The sequence below is a fragment of the Kitasatospora sp. NPDC033851 genome, from assembly GCF_055576085.1.
Genome location: NZ_JBVIRL010000021.1, coordinates 33,555 through 50,650, shown reverse-complemented (window position 1 = coordinate 50,650; position 17,096 = coordinate 33,555). Strand labels below are relative to the sequence as shown.

Here is a 17,096-nt window from a genome sequence, read left to right as displayed (position 1 = left end):
AGCGAGGCCCGCCGCCGCAGTTCGGCGCGGTGCAGCTTGCCGGTCGCGGTGCGCGGCAGCCCGGTGACGAACTCCACCACCCGCGGGTACTTGTACGGCGCGATGGTGCGCTTGACGTGCTCCTGGAGGGCACGCACCGTGTCCGGCCCGGCCGGGACGCCCGTGCGCAGCACCACGTACGCCGTGACCACGCTGCCGCGCCGCTCGTCGGGCGTGCCGACCACCGCGCAGTCGGCCACGTCGGGGTGGGCGGCGAGCGCCTGCTCGACCTCGGGCCCGGCGATGTTGTAACCGGCTGAGACGATCATGTCGTCGTTGCGCGCCTGGTACCAGAAGTAGCCGTCCCGGTCACGGACGTAGGTGTCGCCGGTGAGGTTCCAGCCGTCCCGGACGTAGCTCAGCTGGCGCTCGTCGTCCAGGTAGCGGCAGCCGGTCGGGCCCTTGACGGCGAGCAGCCCGGGTTCGCCGTCCGGCACCGGACGGCCCTGTTCGTCCAGTATCGCGGCGCGGTAGCCGGGGACGGGCCGACCGGTGGAGCCGGGGCGGATGGACTCGTCGGCGGCCGAGATGAACACGTGCAGCAGTTCGGTGGCGCCGATCCCGTCGATCAGCCGCTGCCCGGTGGCCGCGTGGAAGGCCCGCCAGACGGCGGCGGGCAACGGCTCGCCCGCCGAGACGCAGCGCCGCACCCCGGCCAGCCGGTCGGCCAGCCCGGCGGCCAGGATCGCCCGGTAGGCGGTCGGCGCGGTGAACAGCACGCTGACCCGGTGCTGCCGGACCTGCTCGGCCAACTGTTCGGGTGTGGCCTGCTCCAGCAGCAGGCCGGCGGCGCCGGCTCGCAGCGGGAAGACCAGCAGGCCGCCGAGGCCGAAGGTGAAGCCGAGCGGCGGGGTGCCGGCGAAGAGGTCGTCGGGGGTGGGGTGGAGCAGGTGGCGGGAGAAGGTGTCGGCGTTGGCGAGCACGTCGCGGTGGAAGTGCAGGGTGGCCTTGGGCCGGCCGGTGGTGCCGGAGGTGAAGGCGATCAGGGCGACGTCGTCGGCGGCGGTCGGGACGGCGGCGAAGCCGGGCGGCTTGGCGGCGCAGCGGGCGGTGAGGTCCTCGGGTCCGCTGCCGCCGTAGGCGACGATCCGCAGGCCGGGGGTCCGCGCTTGCCGCAGCTCGGCCAGGAAGCGGTGGTCGCACAGGGCGAGGACGGGTTTCGCGATGCCGGTCAGTTCGGTCAGTTCGGTGGCGCGCAGCAGCGGCATGGTGGTCACGACCACCCCGCCGGCCTTCAGTACGCCGAGCCAACAGGCGGCCAGCCATGGGGTGTTGGGGCCGCGCAGCAGCACCCGGTTGCCGGTGGCGAGGCCGAGGTCCTCGGTCAGCAGGCGGGCGATCCGGTCGGCGTGGTCGCGCAGTTCGCCGTAGGACCACTGCTCGGTGGGGGTGAGCAGGCAACGGCGGTCGGGTCCGAGGCGGTCGATGGTGTCGTCGAGCAGGGCGGAGGCGCAGTTCAGGCGATCCGGGTAGGCCAACTCCGGGAGTTCGAAGAGGAGTTCGGGCCACTGCTCGAAGGGCGGGAGGTGGTCTCGACAGTATGTGTCCACGTGCGCTGAGGGAGAGAGCTCCATGGGCGGGCACCTCATCGTGCGAGCGGGAGTGAGGCCAGTATGGCGCGTTGGTGACGCCAGTCAAGAGAGCGATACATGCATTCGGGCGACGGGCCCTGCCGATGGTGGCGGTGCGGGGCCTGAACGTGCGGAGGTGAGGGGCTGGACGTACGGAGGGGTGGGCCTGGGCGTACTCCTGCGCTGACCAGCACATCCGGGGCTCCGGTCGGTGCAGAGTGGGAGCATTCGAACGGAGGTCGAGGAGCGGGGATGCTGAGACAGCTGGCTTCATGGGGTGCACGCGTCGGTGTGGGGTTCGCCCGGGCGTGCGCGGTGGCGGTCGTCACCCTGCTGATCCCGGCGGTGTGGGCCGCCGCCGTGGCGCTGGGGATCCGGTGGGGGCCGGCGAACCCGTGGTCGTGGCTGCTGCCGGTGGTGCTGGTGGGCACCGGCACGCTCGCCCTCGCCCCTCCGGTCTGCCGGGCCGTCCGCTTCCTGGTCGAGCGGTGGACCGGCACGGCCGTCCCCGCCGGCTACCGGGAGCCCGGGCCGGTCACCCGGATGTCCACCGGCTACTGGTGGAACGGGCACTCCTACGAGCGCAGCCGCCGGGACGCCGTGCTTGACCAGGCGTGGCGTACCTGGTGGGGCGACCCGGCCACCTGGCGCGACCTGCGCTTCACCGGCATCGCGCCGTTCACCGCCGGCCTGGCCGCGGCCGTCCCGTCGGCCGGGGTGGCCGCGGCGGTCCTCGGGTCGGCCCGGCCGGAGCCCCTGGCCCGCCTGGTCGGGGCGCTCGCCGCGGTCGCGGCCGTCGCCTCCGCCCCGTACGCCTGGCGGCTGGTCGAGCCGGTGGCGGTCCGCTTCCTCGGCCCGTCCGCCGCGATGCTGCTGGCCGAGCGGGTAGACGAGCTGACCGCCCAGCGGGCGGACGCGACGGTCGCCCAGGCTGCCGAGATCCGCCGGATCGAACGGGACCTGCACGACGGGGCGCAGGCGGGCCTGGTCGCGCTCGGGCTCTCCCTCGCCACCGCCGAGAAGCTGATGGAGACGAACCCGGAGCGGGCCAGGGCCCTGATGCGGGCGGCGCGGGCCGGCGCCGCGAGCTCGCTGGCCGAACTGCGCGACCTGGTCCGGGGGATCAACCCGCCGGTGCTGACCGAGCGCGGCCTGGTCGCCGCCGTCCACGCGCTCGCCCTCAACAGCCCGCTCGACGTGGCCGTCACCGTGGCCGGCGCCGCCGTCGGCGCTGCGACCGGCACCTTGTCCGGCACCGCCGACCGGCCGTTCCGGTGGGAACCGCCGATCGAGTCCGCCGTCTACTTCGGGATCGCCGAACTGCTCGCCAACGCCACCAAACACGCCCGGGCGACGGCCGTGCGGATCGACATCGCCCCCAACGAGACCGGCATCGTCGTCGATGTCGAGGACGACGGCCGCGGCGGAGCCGTGCCGCGCGAGGGCGGACTCGCGGGCCTGCGCCGCCGACTCGCGGTGTTCGACGGCACCCTGGAGATCACCAGCCCCGAGGGCGGGCCGACGCGTGCGACGATGATGGTGCCATGCGAATCGTCGTAGCCGAGGACCTCTACCTGCTCCGGGACGGAATGGTCCACCTCCTGGAGGCCTACGGGCACCAGGTGGTGGCCACGGCCGCCACCGGCCCCGAAACCCTCGACGCCCTGCTGACCCACCGTCCGGACGCCGCCGTCGTCGACGTGCGCATGCCGCCGACCCAGTCGGACGAGGGCCTGCAGGCGGCCCTCGCCGCACGCCGGGAGGTACCCGGACTGCCGGTGCTGATCCTCTCCCAGCACGTCGAGCAGCTGTACGCCCGCGAGCTGCTGGCCGACGGCACGGGCGGCATCGGCTACTTCCTCAAGGAGAGCGTGTTCGACGGCGAGCAGTTCGTCGACGCCCTGGAGCGGGTCGCCAAGGGCGGCACGGCCATGGACCCGGCCGTCATCGCCGCGCTGGTCTCCTCCGCCCCCTCGAACCGGCGGCTCGACCGGCTCACCGAGCGCGAGCTGGAGGTGCTCGGCCTGATGGCGGAAGGGCTGTCCAACCAGGCCATCGCGCAGCGGCTGTTCCTCAGCGACAGCGCGATCAGCAAGTACACCACCTCGATGTTCGGCAAGCTCGGGCTCATCGACGACGAGAACGGCAACCGGCGGGTCCTCGCGGTCCTCGCGTACCTCAACAAGCCGTGAAACGAGCCGTGAAACAAGCCGTGAAACAAGCCCTGACCGTCAGGTGGTTGCGGTCTGTGCGGCCGCGTCCGGGGTGTGGCCGTCCTGCGCCTGCCGGGCGCGATCGGCCAGCAGCCGGGCGAACATCGTGAGCCAGGGTGCGGTGACGGCGGCACCCGGCCCGTTGTCGTGCACCGTGAGCACCACGCCGCCGACCCGGACCAGCGCCACCGCCGCCGACGAACCGCGCGTCCGGACGGCGCTCTGGTCGCCGATCCGGGGGAGGGCCATAGCCCCCGAATCCTCGCCGGCGGTGCGGTCGAGCGTCGTGTCGAAGGCCCGGGCGGCGGCCTCGGGGGAGACGAAGGTGACCGCGGTGAACTCCACACTCTGGATGTCCGCCGCACTGAACCGCACGGTGGCGTAGGCAAGTTGCTGATCACAGGAGTCCGGCAGCAGACACGGCACCTCGCCGTTCGTACCCGACCCCGACTCCGGCCCGCTCTGCACCTGCCACCCGCTCGGCATCGCCCGCGCGTCGGGCAGCACGCCCTGCACCAGCGCCGGGTCGCGCAACGGCTGTGCGGCGTGCGCCAGACCGGGCCCGCCCGGCTTCAGCAGCGGGCGCGAGCCCAGGTGGATGCCGATTGCGACCAGGGCGGCGATCAGCACCAGCGCCAGGGCCACCACGATCCCGGCGCTGCCACGGCGCGCGGCGAGGGCCTGGGCCCGGGCGTCCGCCGGGCCGACCCGCAGCTGGACGGTCGTCGGGCCCGTCGTCGGCGGCGCGGTGGGCGGCCCGGTCCGCAACTGGACGGTGCTCGGCCCGGTCCGCAGCTGGACGGTCGACGGATCGGCGGGCCGCCCCAGCCCGGTCGTCGTCAGGTACTGCGCGAACGCCTCGTCGGAGGCCAGCAGATGGGCGACCGCGGCGGTCAGCTGCGCCCGCGCCCCCACGTCCTTCGGGCTCGCCTCGGCCGAGGCCAGTGCCCGCGCCCCCTCCGGCACCATCCGCAGCCGCGCCCGCACCACGTCCGCCACTGCCTGGTGCGGCCCGCCGACCAGCAGCGCCTCCACGACATCGGGTACCATCCCGCGGCCGTCCCCCATGGCAACTCCCCTTGCCGGACCAGTCGTTGCCTCCACGATCCCGGACCGGCCGGTACTTCGTACGCCCGCCGAAACGGAATGGAGACGCAACTGCAACCGCTCCCGGACGATGACGGGGCCGGTGGGGCGGGTGTGGTGCGTGGGGCACGGTGAACGGGGCCGTGGTGCGTGGCGGCGCGGACCGGCCGCCGTGGCCGCCTCGGCTACCGTCCGCCGGAGGAGCGCCGCCGACGCGGACCGGCAGGGCAGGGCGGCTTCGCGGGCGTCCCCGTCACCGGGGGATGACGGCCAGGGCGGCGATGACCTCCGGCGGCAGGGCCGGGTTGCTCGCGGCGGCTTCGGCGGTGCGGGGGTCGGGCGAGGCCAGGCAGCGGGTGAGGGCCTCGGGGCCGGCCTGGGGGTGGGCCGCGATGGCGCGCAGGGCCTTGACCGGTACCGGTTCGGTGGTGGCGATGCGGTCGAGCAGGGCGGTCGGGGTGTCCGGGTTGGCGGCCACGGCGGTGGCGACCTTGGTGCCGAACCGGTCGAGCAGGGCGGCGAGTTGCGCGGGCCTGAGGCCGGGGTGCGGGGCGACGGCCTTCGCCACCGCGGCGTCCGGGTCGGCGGCGAGCGCGTCCCGTACGGAGGCGGGCAGGTCGCGGTGCCGGGCGACGAGCATCCGCACCCGGGGCTCCGAGGAGCCTGCGAGGTGGGCGAGTTCGGCCGGATCGGCGGTGGCGATCCGGGGGAGCAGGGCCGGCCCGATCCGGACGGCGACGGCGAGCCGCTCGAGCAGGTCGAGCGGTATCCGCGGGTGGAAGGCCAGCCGTCGTCGCACGTCGTAGCCGTCGTCGGTGGCGAGCCGGTGCATCAGCGGCAGGTCGATGCCGGGGTTCTCGGCGAGGTTGCCCCGGATCCAGGGGGTGGGGTCCTCGGCGAGCCGGTGGTAGGTCTCCGCGGACAGCCCCGGGTGCTCGGAGAGCTGGCACCGGACCGACAGGTGGTCGTCGACGTGCCGGGCGGCCGCAGCGCCCGGCGTCGCGGGGTTGCCCGCCGCCTGGCCGCGGACCCGGTCGTCGGCGTCGGCCAGCAGCGCCGTCAGCAGCTCCGGCGGCGCGGCCTCGTTCGCCGCGACCCACCGTCGCACCTCGGCCTCCGGGTGTCCCGCGAGCCGGGCCGACAGGTCGGACCGCAGGGTGTGGCGACCGAACTCGGCCAGCACGTCGGTCTCCTCGTCCTCCGCGAGGAGGTCGGCCACCTCGTCCGGGAGGCCGGGACACGAACCGAGCCGCATCCGGACGTACGGGTCCGGGTCCCGGACCAGCTGCCGCGCCCAGGCCGGATCCCCGCGACCTTCGTCCAGCAGGGCGAGCGCGACGGCCGGCCGGGCGACCGGATCGATGTCCTCCGCGCGCAGCTGCCCGCCGTAGGCGAGCCGGACGGCGGCGTCCTCGTCGCGTTCGGCGAGCCGTCGGACCTGCTCCGGCGCGAGGTCGGCCCGGTCCGCGAGAGCACAGGCCAGCTCCTCGTCGGCGTCGGTGGCGCGGATGAGGTACCCGAGGAGGTCGCGGGGCAGCGCGGGGTTGAGGGCGACGGCGTACAGCAGGGGCGGCATCCGGGCATTGTGCCCGCTGCCAGGCCGGTCCGCCGCCGATTTCCGGCGGACCCGGCCTGGGGCGGTCGGCCCCCGCCGGGGTGCGGTCAGGCCGTCGGAAGCCGTCGGGGGCCGTCGGGGGCCGTCGGGGGCCGTCGGGGGCCGGCGGGGGGCTCAGGCCACCGGCATGGACATGTACACCGCCCGCCGCCCGTAGCTCGCCGGCACCCCCACCTCCCGGTGCGCCCGGTAGCCGAGCAGCCGCAGCAGGATGTCCGCCCCGCGCACCGCGACCATCGAGATCCGCTCGAACCCCTGCTCGCTCGCCTGCTCCCGGAAGTGCCGCATGAACCCCAGCGCGACGTCCCGCCCGCGCAGGTCCTCGGCGATCACCAGGTCGTGTACGTGCAGGTTTCCCGACTCGTACACCGCCTCCTCCGACCGGCGGAGGTCCGGGCAGCGCAGCGGCGGGTACGGCAGGCTCAGCAGGTAGCCGCGCACGACGCCGCGCTCCTCCAGCACGAAGCAGGTGTCGGGCGAGCTGCGGGCCCGGGACTGCAACGCCTCCCGGCCCTCGGACAGGCCGTCGGCCGCGTAGGCGGCGTGTTCCAGGTCGACCACGGCGTCCCAGTCCTGCTCGGCCAGCAGCCGGATCCGGAGATCCTCGCTCACTCGGCCGGCCCCTCCGCGCCGGCGCCGATGCCCTCCGCGCGGGCGCCGATCCCTTCTGCACCGCCGCCGATGCCCTCCATGCGGGCGCCGATCCCTTCTGCACCGCCGCCGATGCCCTCCGCGCGGGCGGCGGCCACCAGCGCCGCCCAGGCTTCCATCAGCACCGCCCACCGCTCGGCGTCCTCCTGTGCCTCGTCCAGGAGCTGCCGGCGCCGCCCGGCCACCACGTCCGCGAGCTCGGCGTACTTGCCGCCCAGCTTGCGGTAGGAGCGGTCCAGGACGTCCAGGCAGTGCTCGTTCCCGGCCCGGTCCCAGTCGACGCTGCCCCGCACCAGGCCGAGGATCGGCTCGACCTTCAGCCCGTGCCGCTCGTCCAGCATCCCGCGGCCGAGGTCGATCATCCCGCCGTAGACCGGGTACAGGTACAGCATCGAGAGCAGGAACTTGACGAACCGCATCTGGTAGGAGACGAAGCCGGCGCCGGTGCGGCGCTCGGACGTGTAGTAGTTGACGATGTGGCGGTTGTGGGTGACGCCGGGCAGCCGGGAGTGGACCATGGCGTGCAGCAGGGCGTAGTCGCTGCCGATGGTCTCGATCGAGGGCAGCAGCGGCAGCACCTCGTAGGCCCGGTGGTCCAGGGCGATGTTGCACATGTAGACGTCCCAGATGTCGGGCACGCCGAGGACGGAGTGGTCGGTGCCGAACGGCTCGGCGCCGGCGCCCTTGAAGGAGACGTCCACCATCGCGTCCCGGTCCTCCTCCGACCACACCGGCGGGGTCCACAGGCGCACCACGTCGCGGTAGACGGCCGGGTCCAGCTCGTGGATCTCGCTGATGTCCACGTTGAGTTCGCCGATGAAGGAGCCGCTGACCAGCATCACCGGCTTGTCCGCGTCGGCCGGGTCGAGTTCGGAGCGGGACACGCCGGCCGCCGCCTCGCCGGCCGGCCGGCCGATCGAGAGCAACTCGTGGTGGATCGGGAAGACCTTCCGGCCGTCGAGCTCCTGGAAGTCGGCGTCGTCGTTGCGCAGGTGCGCCGAGGTGCAGCCCAGGGCGGCCGCGCCCAGGAACAGCCGGTTGACGCAGGAACCGTACGCGACGGCCTGCGGGAGCATCAGGTCGAGCAGCAGCTCCGGGTCGGGGGCACCGGAGCGCTCGGCCACCCGGCGCAGGAACTCCCGCTGCTGCGCCTCGCCGAGGTGGTGGACGACCACGCTGGGGGTGGGTGCGAGTGCGCTGACGGCGCCCGCGTTCTCCGCGAATCCGGCGGCGTCGGTGGTGTCGAGGATGAGCAGGTGCACCTCGACGTCGAAGGTGGCGACGGCGTAGGCCGCCTCCTCGGCGAGGTCCGCGATGGTGGCGGCGCAGGGGCGCATGGTGGGCAGGGCGAGGCAGACTCTTTGCATGGCGCGGGTGTCTCCGTCGGATCGTCAGATTCGGTGTCACGGAAGCGAGTTGGGCGCACAGGGAGGCCCTGGGGCGGGCTTCGACCGGTCCGTCGGACTACCGTGGACTAGACCATTTGTGATGTCAACGATTGACAGCCGGGCCTCGGCGGGGTGGAATGCGCCCTCCTCGCGCGGCCGCGGGCCCGGCAGCGTGTCCGGGCCCGCGGCTCGCACGCGAGAGCGAAATCCCCTCGCCGAGTCGAACGGCCGGGCGAGTGTGGGCGGTTCAATGCCGCGTATTGAGCCGTCGGGGTCAATCCGGACCGCCGATGTGCCGATACCGGAAGCGATGTCCTCATGCCGTTGGGAGGAGACCGCAATGCCCGACCCGTGGCTGCCCGGTGCCGAGGTCCACGACCTCGGCGACCACGCGCCGACCGACCAGCAGTACCCGCCGAAGGCCATCGCGCACATCACCTGGGACCGCAACGCGACCGCCGCCGCGCCGCAGGACTGGTGCTCCTACGAGGACCTGGTGAACTACTTCACCGGCAGCGGCGCCGGCGACGCGCCGCACCTGGTCTGGGACCCGTTCAGCGGCCGGACGGCGCAGCTGTTCCCCGCCGACTCCCGCTCGAAGAGCCTGCTCAGCCCGACCGGGAGCCCGACCCGCACCAACCGGGCCGGCCGCGTGGTGATCCAGATCGAGGCGGTGTTCTTCCCCTACTGCCGCTACGGCGGAAAGGTCTACCCGCGGCTGGTCGACACCCCGTGCGCGGGCTGGGACCGGATCCACGCCTGGATCGCCTCCTGGGGCGTCCCCGACGCGTGGCCGATGGGACGCCCGGTCGACTTCTCCGGCCACCGCGACGAGCACGTGTGGGAGACCTGCGGCGGCTGGTACGCGCACGCCCACGTACCGTTCAACGACCACACCGACCCCGGATCCTGGCCCGACCTCACGGCCGGCCCCGGCTCCCCGGACACCCCGCCCTCGCAGCAGCACCCGGTGCCCCCGGCCCGCTACCAGGTCTCCATCAACGGCCTGCCGTACGGCTACGGCGCCCAGGGCTACCAGGTGACGGTGGTCGGGCGGGCGCTCGTCTCGCGCGGCTTCGGCGCCCACTACCACTCCGGCCCCGGGCCGACCTGGACGGACGCGGACACCGAGAACTACGCGGACTACCAGGTGAGTCTGGGCTACTCCGGCCAGGCGGCGGACGGCGTCCCCGGCGAGGGCTCGCTGAACCGGCTGCTCGGCTACATCCCCGGGCAGCGGTCGGTGTCGGTCGCCCACGTGGTCTCCGCCGCGCGGACCGACCCGGGCGCCGAGCAGGGCCACCGGACGTACGGGGCCGAGGTGGCGATCGTGGAGCAGGCGCTGGTGGACGAGGGACTGCTCGAACAGCGCTGGGCGGACGGCTCGTTCGGCAGCCGTACGGTCACCGCGTACGCGGCCTGGCAGCGGCGCTGCGGGTACGAGGCGGGCGCGGCGGACGGCATTCCCGGACAGGCCTCGCTCCACCGGCTGGGCGCGGCGCAGGGCTTCGCGGTGACCGACTGAGCGACGCGGTTCTCCGGGGGTGGTACTCCTGGGGAAGGTGTGTCGGCGCGTCCGGACGAGGGAGCGTACTCGCCCGGGAGTAGCCGAGGTTACTTCCGTCGTCAGATGCCCGATGAGGGGCGGGCGGGAGAGTCTGGGGCCGTTCGCGTGGCCAGACTCGAAGGAGGTATCCGTGCGCTCGTCCAGCGGAGTCAACGGCGCCGGCGGAGCATCCGGCGGCGGGGCCGCCGGATCCAACCGGGTCGTCGGAGCTGTCGCGACGCCCGAACCGGTCCCCGGTGGCAGGCGGCGATCGGCGGATCGCCGCCTGCCACCGAGGGCGCGCAAGCCTCTGGTGGTCCTGCACGTCGTCGCCTCGGTGAGCTGGCTGGCACTGATGCTCTGCCTGCTCACCCTGGCGGTGACGGCGCTGACGACCGGGGACGCCGACCGACTGCGCACCGCCTACCGGGCGATGGGCATGCTCGGCGACGCGCTGGTGCTGCCGCTCAGCCTGCTCACCTTCCTGAGCGGGGTGGCGCTCGGGCTCGGCACGTCCTGGGGCCTGTTCCGCTACTACTGGGTGAGCACCAAGTTCTGGCTGACGCTCGCGGCGATGGCGGCCTCGGTCTTCGCCCTCACCGCCCGGCTGCACGATGCGGTGCGCGTGGTGGACGCGCACCCGTACGGCCCGATCCCGGCGGCGGCGCTCGGCTTCGTCCGCTACAACACGGTGATCGTCCCGGCGGTCGCCCTGTCGCTCTACCTGGTGAACGTCATCCTGTCGGTGTACAAGCCCTGGGGTCGCCGTCGCGCCGCCGTCGCGGGTGCGCGTCAGGGCCGAATACCGGGGGCGGGCGCCTGAGTCGCGGGCCGACGGGTCGCCTGAGCCACGGGCCGCCGACTCCGGGCTCCGGGCTCCGGGGCCCGGCCCGGCGGGAATGCCCGCCAGGTGGGCGCGCGTTGTCCAGCCATGTGACCAGTGCTACGCCCGCCGTCAGGCTCTCCGTGCTCGACCGCTCCCGCACCCGACAGGGCGAGGAGTCGGCCAGGGCGCTGCGGGACACGGTGGACTTCGCCCGCGAGGCCGAGCGGCTCGGATACCACCGGTTCTGGGTCTCCGAGCACCACGGCGTGCCGGGGGTGGCCGGTTCGGCGCCTACCGTGCTCGCCGCGGCGGTGGCGTCGGCCACCTCGCGGATCCGGGTCGGCACCGGCGGGGTGATGCTGCCCAACCACCGGCCCATGGTGGTGGCCGAGCAGTTCGGGGTGCTCGCCGCGCTGTTCCCCGGCCGGATCGACATGGGCCTCGGCCGCTCGGTGGGGTTCACCGACGGTGTCCGGCGGGCGCTCGGGCGGGAGAAGGGCGCGGCGGACGACTTCGGCGCCCAGCTGGCCGAGCTGCTCGGCTACTTCGACGGCTCACAGCAGGTGCACCGCGATGTCCACGCCCGGCCCGCCGAGGGCCTGCACGTGCCGGCCTTCGTGCTGGCCACCGGCGCGGGCGTCGACCTGGCCGCCGACGCCGGGCTGCCGCTGGTCATCGCCGCCGCGCGCGGGGACGACCGGATGCTCGCGGCGATCGACCGCTACCGTGCCCGGTTCCGCCCCTCCGCGCGGGCCGCCGAGCCGTACGTGGTGGTCGCGGGGACGGTCGCGGTCGCCGAAACCGCCGAGCGGGCCCACGAGCTGTTGGTCCCGGAGGCCTGGTCCGGCGCGTACTCCCGCACCCACGGCGAGTTCCCGCCGCTGGCCCCCGCCGACGAGATCCGCGCCCGGTCGATGACGGCGCGGGAGCGCGCCGCGTACGAGCAGTCGCTCAAGGGCCACATCGCGGGCACTCCGGAGCAGGCCGCCGCCGAGCTGGCCGCGCTGGTGGAGCGCAGCGGCGCGGACGAGTTCCTGGTCACCACCAGTACCTACGACCGCACCGCGCTGCTCGACTCCTACCGCCTGCTCGCCGAGGCGGTCGGCCAGGCCCGAACCGGGATGCACGATTTCTGACCAGGCGTGATGACCTGCTACTGTTCTTCTCGTCGAGAGGAAGTGATCTTCCGGAGAGCGAAACTCTCGAGCAGGCGTCAGCGGTGCTACCAGAGCACGTCCTACTTTCAGTAGGAAGAGTCCGTGCAACCCGGGCCTGGCGCTCCACCCGAAGGGGCCCGTTCCGTCCAACGGAACGGGCCCCTTCGTCATGTGCGGTACTCATGACTCTCGCCATGTGCGGTACTCATGACTCTCGCCATGAGCGTTCCTCATGACTCTCGCCATGAGCGTTCCTCATGACTCTCGCCATGAGCGTTTCTCATCACCTTCGCCATGAGCGTTCCTCATGGCCGGGGCCGCATGTGTTCGCTTCTCGTGGATGTCCCTTTATCGCACTTCGGGGCTCGAAACCCTCCGTGGCGGCCTGGTATCGGCCAAGGTCCCGTGCCAGGTGGCCGAGGAATGCCGCTTCCGAACGATCGACCGGCCAGCGGGTATGCCCATCGGGCAGGTCTGACGCATCGTCATACCTTGGCCGGAACTGGCCGCTAATGATGTGAATATGCCATTGGAATGTTCGTCATACGGAATCCGGCAGTAGCCTTCCGTGTCGAACCTGCCACTGCTGGTGGCGATCCGGCCGGTGCCGCGCAGCGCCCGGCCGCCCAGACCCCGCGAAGGAGCCGGTGTGCCGGGTATCGACGAATGCCTATCCGGAGCGATGGCGATCGCCGGAGCACGCGCCGCGAGCCTCGTCGACTGGAGTAGCGGGCTCGCCCTCGGCAGCCTCGGAGGCAGCCCGACGGGCGAACACGAGACCTCCGCCGCCGAGGCAACGGACCTCGTGCGAGCGGCTGTTGAGAGCCAGACCTTCACGGTGGCGGAGGACCGGCGATCCCCGCTGGAGGACATCATCGTCACGGCCGGCCGCAGCTACCACCTGATCCGCTTCATCGACACGGTCTTCGACAGCCGGCTCGTCCTGCACCTCTGGCTGGACCGTACGGAGGGCAACCTCGCCGTCGCCCGCTTCCGCCTCCAGGCGCTGGCCGAGGAACTGGTGCTGGGGTGAACTCGACGTCCGTGACACCCGATCCGCGCCGGCCGCCCGTCGCATTTCGGCCGCCGGCCCGCCCTTCTGCCACCCCCGGAGCCGCCCCCAGGGCTGTGCCCGGAGCCGTTCCCGGAGCCGTTTCCCGGCGGTGGACCGCGTGACCGCCGCCACCGGCACCGCCCCGCCCCCGGAGTGCGCCGCGCCGACGACCCCGGGCGAGGCGCTCGCCCTGCTCGCCGACCGCCGCGCCACTGGCACCCTGCACGGCCCGCTCGGCACCCTCCACCTCGTCGACGGCCAGGTGGTCGGCGCCGAGTCCCCCAGGGCGCCCGGTCTGGCCGACCTGCTCACCGGCTGCGGCCGGATCACCCCCGAGGGCTGGGCGGAGCTCCTCCACGTCCACGGCCCGCGGGCACGGGTCGGGGACGTGCTGGTCGAACGCCGGCTGCTCACCCGGGGAGAGCTCGAACTCGGCCACCTGGGAACGCTGTTCGACGCCGCCTTCTTCGTCCTCGCCGATCCGGGCGGCGGCCTGTGGCGGTTCGAGTCCGACGCCCGGCACTGGCTCGGAACGGTCGCGACGGTCGATCCGGACCGGCTCCGCCGCGAGGTCGAACGCCGACGCCGGCTCCTCGACCGGATCTGGCCCTGGGCGCAGCTCGACACCGCGCCGGTCCGCCCGGTCGAGCACAACCGCCGACCGTCCCACCGCCCGCCCGGCCGTCGGAGCCGCGAGCTGCTCGACCACGCCGACGGTCGAAGAACCCCGGCGGACCTGGCCCGCCTGCTCGGCCGCTCCGGCTTCGGTGTCACGGCGGACATCCGCCGCCTGGCCGCCGCCGGACTGCTCGACGCACTGGGGCCTGCCGCACCACCGCACACCACTGCGCCGCCGGCCGTCGTACCGCATGCCACCGCGCCGCCGGCTGCGGGCCCTGCCGCCACGAGCGGGAGGCCGCCCGGCGGCCTGCACCGCCGGATCCCCGGCGCCACCCTGCGCGGTGTCACGGCGACCGGTGCTCCAGCCGCCGACGCAGCCCAGGTCGGCACTCCGTCCGCCGTGCCGACCGGCCCTCCGTTCGCCGCCCAGGTCGTCGCCCCGATCGCTCCGATCGCCGCTCACGCCCGCCCCGAACGCCAGCCCACCCCGGCAGCGGCCCACCCGCTGACCGTCCCCGACCCGGACATCGCGCTGCTGACCCGGGTCCGAGACCTTCTGGAGGCCCGACTTTGACCCACTCCCCGCCCGCGACCCCGTCGTTCCGGCCATGAGGCGGGCGCTCAAGCAGCGTGTCGGAAGGAGACAACTGATCGCCTTGGAGACCGAGCTGCTCGCCGAACTGCGTGCCTGCAAGCACCGCGTCCCGCACCTCGCGGGCGGCCTGGTGGCCAGCGTGGACGGCCTGCTCGTCGCGCACGACACCCATGGGGTCGAACCCTCCGGCCTGGCCGCGATGACGGCGGCCTCGCTCTCGCTGGCCCAACGGCTCGCCGACACCACCGGCCAGGGCGAGTTCCGGGAGTCGCTGGTGCGTGGCGAGTACGGCTACGTGGCCACCTACGCGGCCGGCGGCAGCTGCGTGCTGACCCTGCTGGCGCACCCGGACGTCAACGTCGGCCGCCTCCACCTGGAGGCCCGTCGCAGCGCCCAGCGCATCGCCGGGCTGCTCAACGACACCCTCCTGCCCAAGGACCCGCGCGACGCGGGCTGACCCGAACCGCCCACGCCACCACCTCGCCACCCCCCGACCTCACGACTTCACCACCCCACAGCCCAGCCACCGAAAGGGAGTTACCCAGATGACCGACGCAGCCGGCGCGCTCAAGCAGGCCATGACCAGCATCGAGGGCGCCATCGGCGCCGCCCTGGTCGACTACAACAGCGGCATGGCGCTCGCCACCCTCGACGGCCCCGGCGGCCTGGACCTCAACGTGGCCGCGGCCGGAAACACCGACGTGGTCCGCGCCAAGATGCGCACCATGGACATGCTCGGGCTGCAGGACGGGATCGAGGACATCCTGATCACCCTGTCCAGCCAGTACCACCTGATCCGTCCGCTCACCGGCCGCACCGGCAAGGGCCTGTTCCTCTACCTCGCCCTGGACAAGGCCCGCGCCAACCTGGCCATGGCCCGCCACCAGCTCGTCAAGATCGAGGCCGACCTCGAGGTCTGACACCCACCGGGCACCGGAGGAGTCCCCGGCGGCGGCTCAGGCCCCGCCGGGCTCCGTCCCCCGCGTCCCCTGGGTCCCCTGCGTCGCGGGCGGCTCGGTCCATCGGACCTCGCCGCCCGGCAGTGCCGCACACGCCACACCCCCGGCGGTCAGCACGCTCCATGGCGCCAGCTGCGCGTGCGGTGGGACGGACAGCGCACCGCCCCCGGCGAAGCCCAGCTCGAGTCCGCCGGCCAGGGTGATCCGGGCGGAGTCGACGGTCCGCCCGACCAGCGCCAGTAGCGCGGTGCTCGGCTGGAAGGTCAGTGCCGGGAAGTAGTGCCCGACCTCCTCCGGCGCGGCGAACGACGGCGCCGCGAAGCGGAATTCGTGCGCCACCCGGACGGTCACCTCGCCGTCCAGCAGCAGGTTCAGCCGCCCGCCCCCGCTGACCGACTCCACCCGACGGCCGGCCAGCACCTCCGTGATCGCGTTCTGCATACCCCCAGTCTGTCCCAACCGGCCTGTCCCAACCGGCCTGTCCCAACCGATCTTGTCCCGACCGGGTCGCAGCCCAGGCACCTGCCCGTCCGCCATCCAGCAGCCCGGACGGCCGGCCGCCCGCAGCCCGCCGGCCGCTCGCTGCCCGTCTGCTCGCTGCCCGTCTGCCCGCTATCCGGCGGCCCGGCCGCGCACCAGCTCGACCGGTCCGCCCGTCCCCTCCCGGGCGGCCAGGGCCCCGGCCGTACGGTCCCAGGACGGTCCGCTCAGCAGGGCCCGTGCCTCGGCCGGACCGCAGAGCCGCCACTCCACCAGCTCCGCCTCCTGCAGCACGATCGAATCGAGCATCCCGTCGGTCACCGTGCCCCCGTCGTAGACGTACACCAGCACGGCGGTGTCCCGGCCAGTCGCCGGGTCCGCCCCGGGGTCGGCGGCCGCTCCGGGCTGCCAGTCCAGTGCCAGCAGCGGCCCGGGTTCGACCTCCCACCCCAGCTCCTCGCGGATCTCCCGGCGGGCGCCCGCCCGGGGCGTCTCCCGGTCCGCCTCGACCCCGCCGCCCGGCAGCGTCCAGTACGGCTCCTGTCCGCGCGGCCCGTCCCACGGCCGCAGCCGCACCAGCAGTACCCGCCCGGCGGCGTCGGTGAACAGCGCCCGAGCCTTCGCCCGGATCCGCGGCCGGGTGGCGTAGTAGGTCTGCGGGTCGAGCGGCGGCTCGGGCCGCTGCTCGACCTCCGGGTGCAGTCCGGGGGCGGCGGCCAGGCCGAGGTACTCGGGTACCGGCCCGTCGGCGGGCAGCTCCCGCAGCGTGTGTCCGACCGGCCGGCTGTCCTCCAGCTCCAGCGGCCCGGCCGTGCGCGGTGCCCGTAGGCAGGCCGTCACCCGGCGGGACAGCAGGGGCGGCAGCGCCTGACCCGCCCGTTCGGTGGTCAGCCACGTCCACCCGCCGACCTCGGCCGCGTCCGGCCGGATCGCCGCGGCCTGTCGCTCCGTCAACGGCTCGGCCCAGTACAGGTACGCCACGATCGGCGGACGGCCGTGGCGGAGTACCCAGTCGACGCAGGCCAGCGGCCCCAGGCGGGGCGTGAAGCCGAGTTCCTCGGCGATCTCGCGCAGCGCGGTGTCCCGGGGTGAGCGGTCCGTCGGCTCCCACCCGCCGCCGGGAATCGCCACCGGGTGCTTACCGTCGTACGGCAGCCGTACGACCAGCAGCCGCCCGTCCCGGTCCGGGAACAGCACCCCGGCTGCCGCCAGGATCCCCCGACCATCCGTGTCCGCGTTCGCCACCCCGACTCCCTCCGTCATGATCTCCCCGGTTACGACAACTCGGGCCACCT

Annotated in this window: 15 protein-coding genes and 1 pseudogene; 9 read left to right on the top strand and 7 right to left on the bottom strand. The window is 73.9% G+C overall.

Translation table 11 applies throughout. The features are described 5' to 3' along the window. Positions 1-2: 2 nt before the first annotated feature. Positions 3-1,613, bottom strand: a pseudogene (locus tag ACZ51D_RS32060) (AMP-binding protein); the annotation flags it as partial. Positions 1,614-1,862: 249 nt separating this feature from the next. Between ACZ51D_RS32060 and ACZ51D_RS32055 the strand changes: the two are divergent. After that, entirely contained in the window at positions 1,863-3,170 is a 1,308-nt protein-coding gene (locus ACZ51D_RS32055; RefSeq protein ID WP_465664248.1) for a sensor histidine kinase, read from the top strand. Further along, complete coding sequence (locus tag ACZ51D_RS32050) at positions 3,155-3,802, top strand: response regulator transcription factor (protein WP_360503245.1); 648 nt, start codon at positions 3,155-3,157, stop codon at positions 3,800-3,802. The genes ACZ51D_RS32055 and ACZ51D_RS32050 overlap by 16 nt, the downstream gene beginning before the upstream one ends. Positions 3,803-3,841: 39 nt before the next feature. Here the strand turns inward: ACZ51D_RS32050 and ACZ51D_RS32045 are convergent, their stop codons facing one another. The 4 genes from ACZ51D_RS32045 to ACZ51D_RS32030 all read right to left on the bottom strand — a co-directional run bounded on the left by ACZ51D_RS32045 (position 3,842) and on the right by ACZ51D_RS32030 (position 8,542). After that, complete coding sequence (locus tag ACZ51D_RS32045) at positions 3,842-4,873, bottom strand: hypothetical protein (protein WP_465664247.1); 1,032 nt, start codon at positions 4,871-4,873, stop codon at positions 3,842-3,844. A 289-nt stretch (positions 4,874-5,162) separates the two neighbouring features. Continuing rightward, positions 5,163-6,485, bottom strand: coding sequence for a hypothetical protein (locus ACZ51D_RS32040; protein WP_465623368.1), 1,323 nt, complete (start codon positions 6,483-6,485; stop codon positions 5,163-5,165). Positions 6,486-6,638: 153 nt separating this feature from the next. Beyond that, positions 6,639-7,136: a GNAT family N-acetyltransferase gene (locus ACZ51D_RS32035; RefSeq protein WP_465664246.1), complete on the bottom strand. Its 498-nt coding sequence runs from the start codon at positions 7,134-7,136 to the stop codon at positions 6,639-6,641. Further along, positions 7,133-8,542: a DUF6271 family protein gene (locus tag ACZ51D_RS32030; RefSeq protein ID WP_465664245.1), complete on the bottom strand. Its 1,410-nt coding sequence runs from the start codon at positions 8,540-8,542 to the stop codon at positions 7,133-7,135. The genes ACZ51D_RS32035 and ACZ51D_RS32030 overlap by 4 nt, the downstream gene beginning before the upstream one ends. A gap of 361 nt (positions 8,543-8,903) precedes the next feature. Here ACZ51D_RS32030 and ACZ51D_RS32025 point away from each other — a divergent pair, with 361 nt between their 5' ends. The 7 genes from ACZ51D_RS32025 to ACZ51D_RS31995 all read left to right on the top strand — a co-directional run bounded on the left by ACZ51D_RS32025 (position 8,904) and on the right by ACZ51D_RS31995 (position 15,282). After that, the gene (locus ACZ51D_RS32025; protein ID WP_465664244.1) at positions 8,904-10,088 is read left to right on the top strand and encodes a peptidoglycan-binding protein; all 1,185 of its coding nucleotides are present in this window, start codon (positions 8,904-8,906) and stop codon (positions 10,086-10,088) included. A 334-nt stretch (positions 10,089-10,422) separates the two neighbouring features. Then, positions 10,423-10,932 carry a DUF2269 domain-containing protein gene (locus tag ACZ51D_RS32020; protein WP_465664243.1) on the top strand — a complete coding sequence of 170 codons (510 nt, stop codon included), beginning with the start codon at positions 10,423-10,425 and terminating at the stop codon, positions 10,930-10,932. A 110-nt stretch (positions 10,933-11,042) separates the two neighbouring features. Next, entirely contained in the window at positions 11,043-12,071 is a 1,029-nt protein-coding gene (locus tag ACZ51D_RS32015; protein WP_465664282.1) for an LLM class flavin-dependent oxidoreductase, read from the top strand. 670 nt (positions 12,072-12,741) lie between these two features. Continuing rightward, positions 12,742-13,125 (top strand): hypothetical protein, encoded by a 384-nt coding sequence (locus ACZ51D_RS32010; RefSeq protein WP_465664242.1) that lies wholly within the window; start codon positions 12,742-12,744, stop codon positions 13,123-13,125. 139 nt (positions 13,126-13,264) lie between these two features. Continuing rightward, positions 13,265-14,341 carry a hypothetical protein gene (locus tag ACZ51D_RS32005; protein ID WP_465664241.1) on the top strand — a complete coding sequence of 359 codons (1,077 nt, stop codon included), beginning with the start codon at positions 13,265-13,267 and terminating at the stop codon, positions 14,339-14,341. Between the two features lie 82 nt (positions 14,342-14,423). Further along, positions 14,424-14,819: a roadblock/LC7 domain-containing protein gene (locus ACZ51D_RS32000; protein WP_360503266.1), complete on the top strand. Its 396-nt coding sequence runs from the start codon at positions 14,424-14,426 to the stop codon at positions 14,817-14,819. Positions 14,820-14,907: 88 nt separating this feature from the next. Further along, entirely contained in the window at positions 14,908-15,282 is a 375-nt protein-coding gene (locus tag ACZ51D_RS31995) for a hypothetical protein (RefSeq protein WP_189917531.1), read from the top strand. Positions 15,283-15,318: 36 nt separating this feature from the next. Here ACZ51D_RS31995 and ACZ51D_RS31990 read toward each other — a convergent pair whose 3' ends face one another. Then, entirely contained in the window at positions 15,319-15,762 is a 444-nt protein-coding gene (locus ACZ51D_RS31990; RefSeq protein WP_465623377.1) for a DUF6188 family protein, read from the bottom strand. Positions 15,763-15,933: 171 nt separating this feature from the next. Continuing rightward, positions 15,934-17,064: an NUDIX hydrolase gene (locus tag ACZ51D_RS31985; RefSeq protein WP_465664240.1), complete on the bottom strand. Its 1,131-nt coding sequence runs from the start codon at positions 17,062-17,064 to the stop codon at positions 15,934-15,936. Between the last annotated feature and the right edge of the window lie 32 nt (positions 17,065-17,096).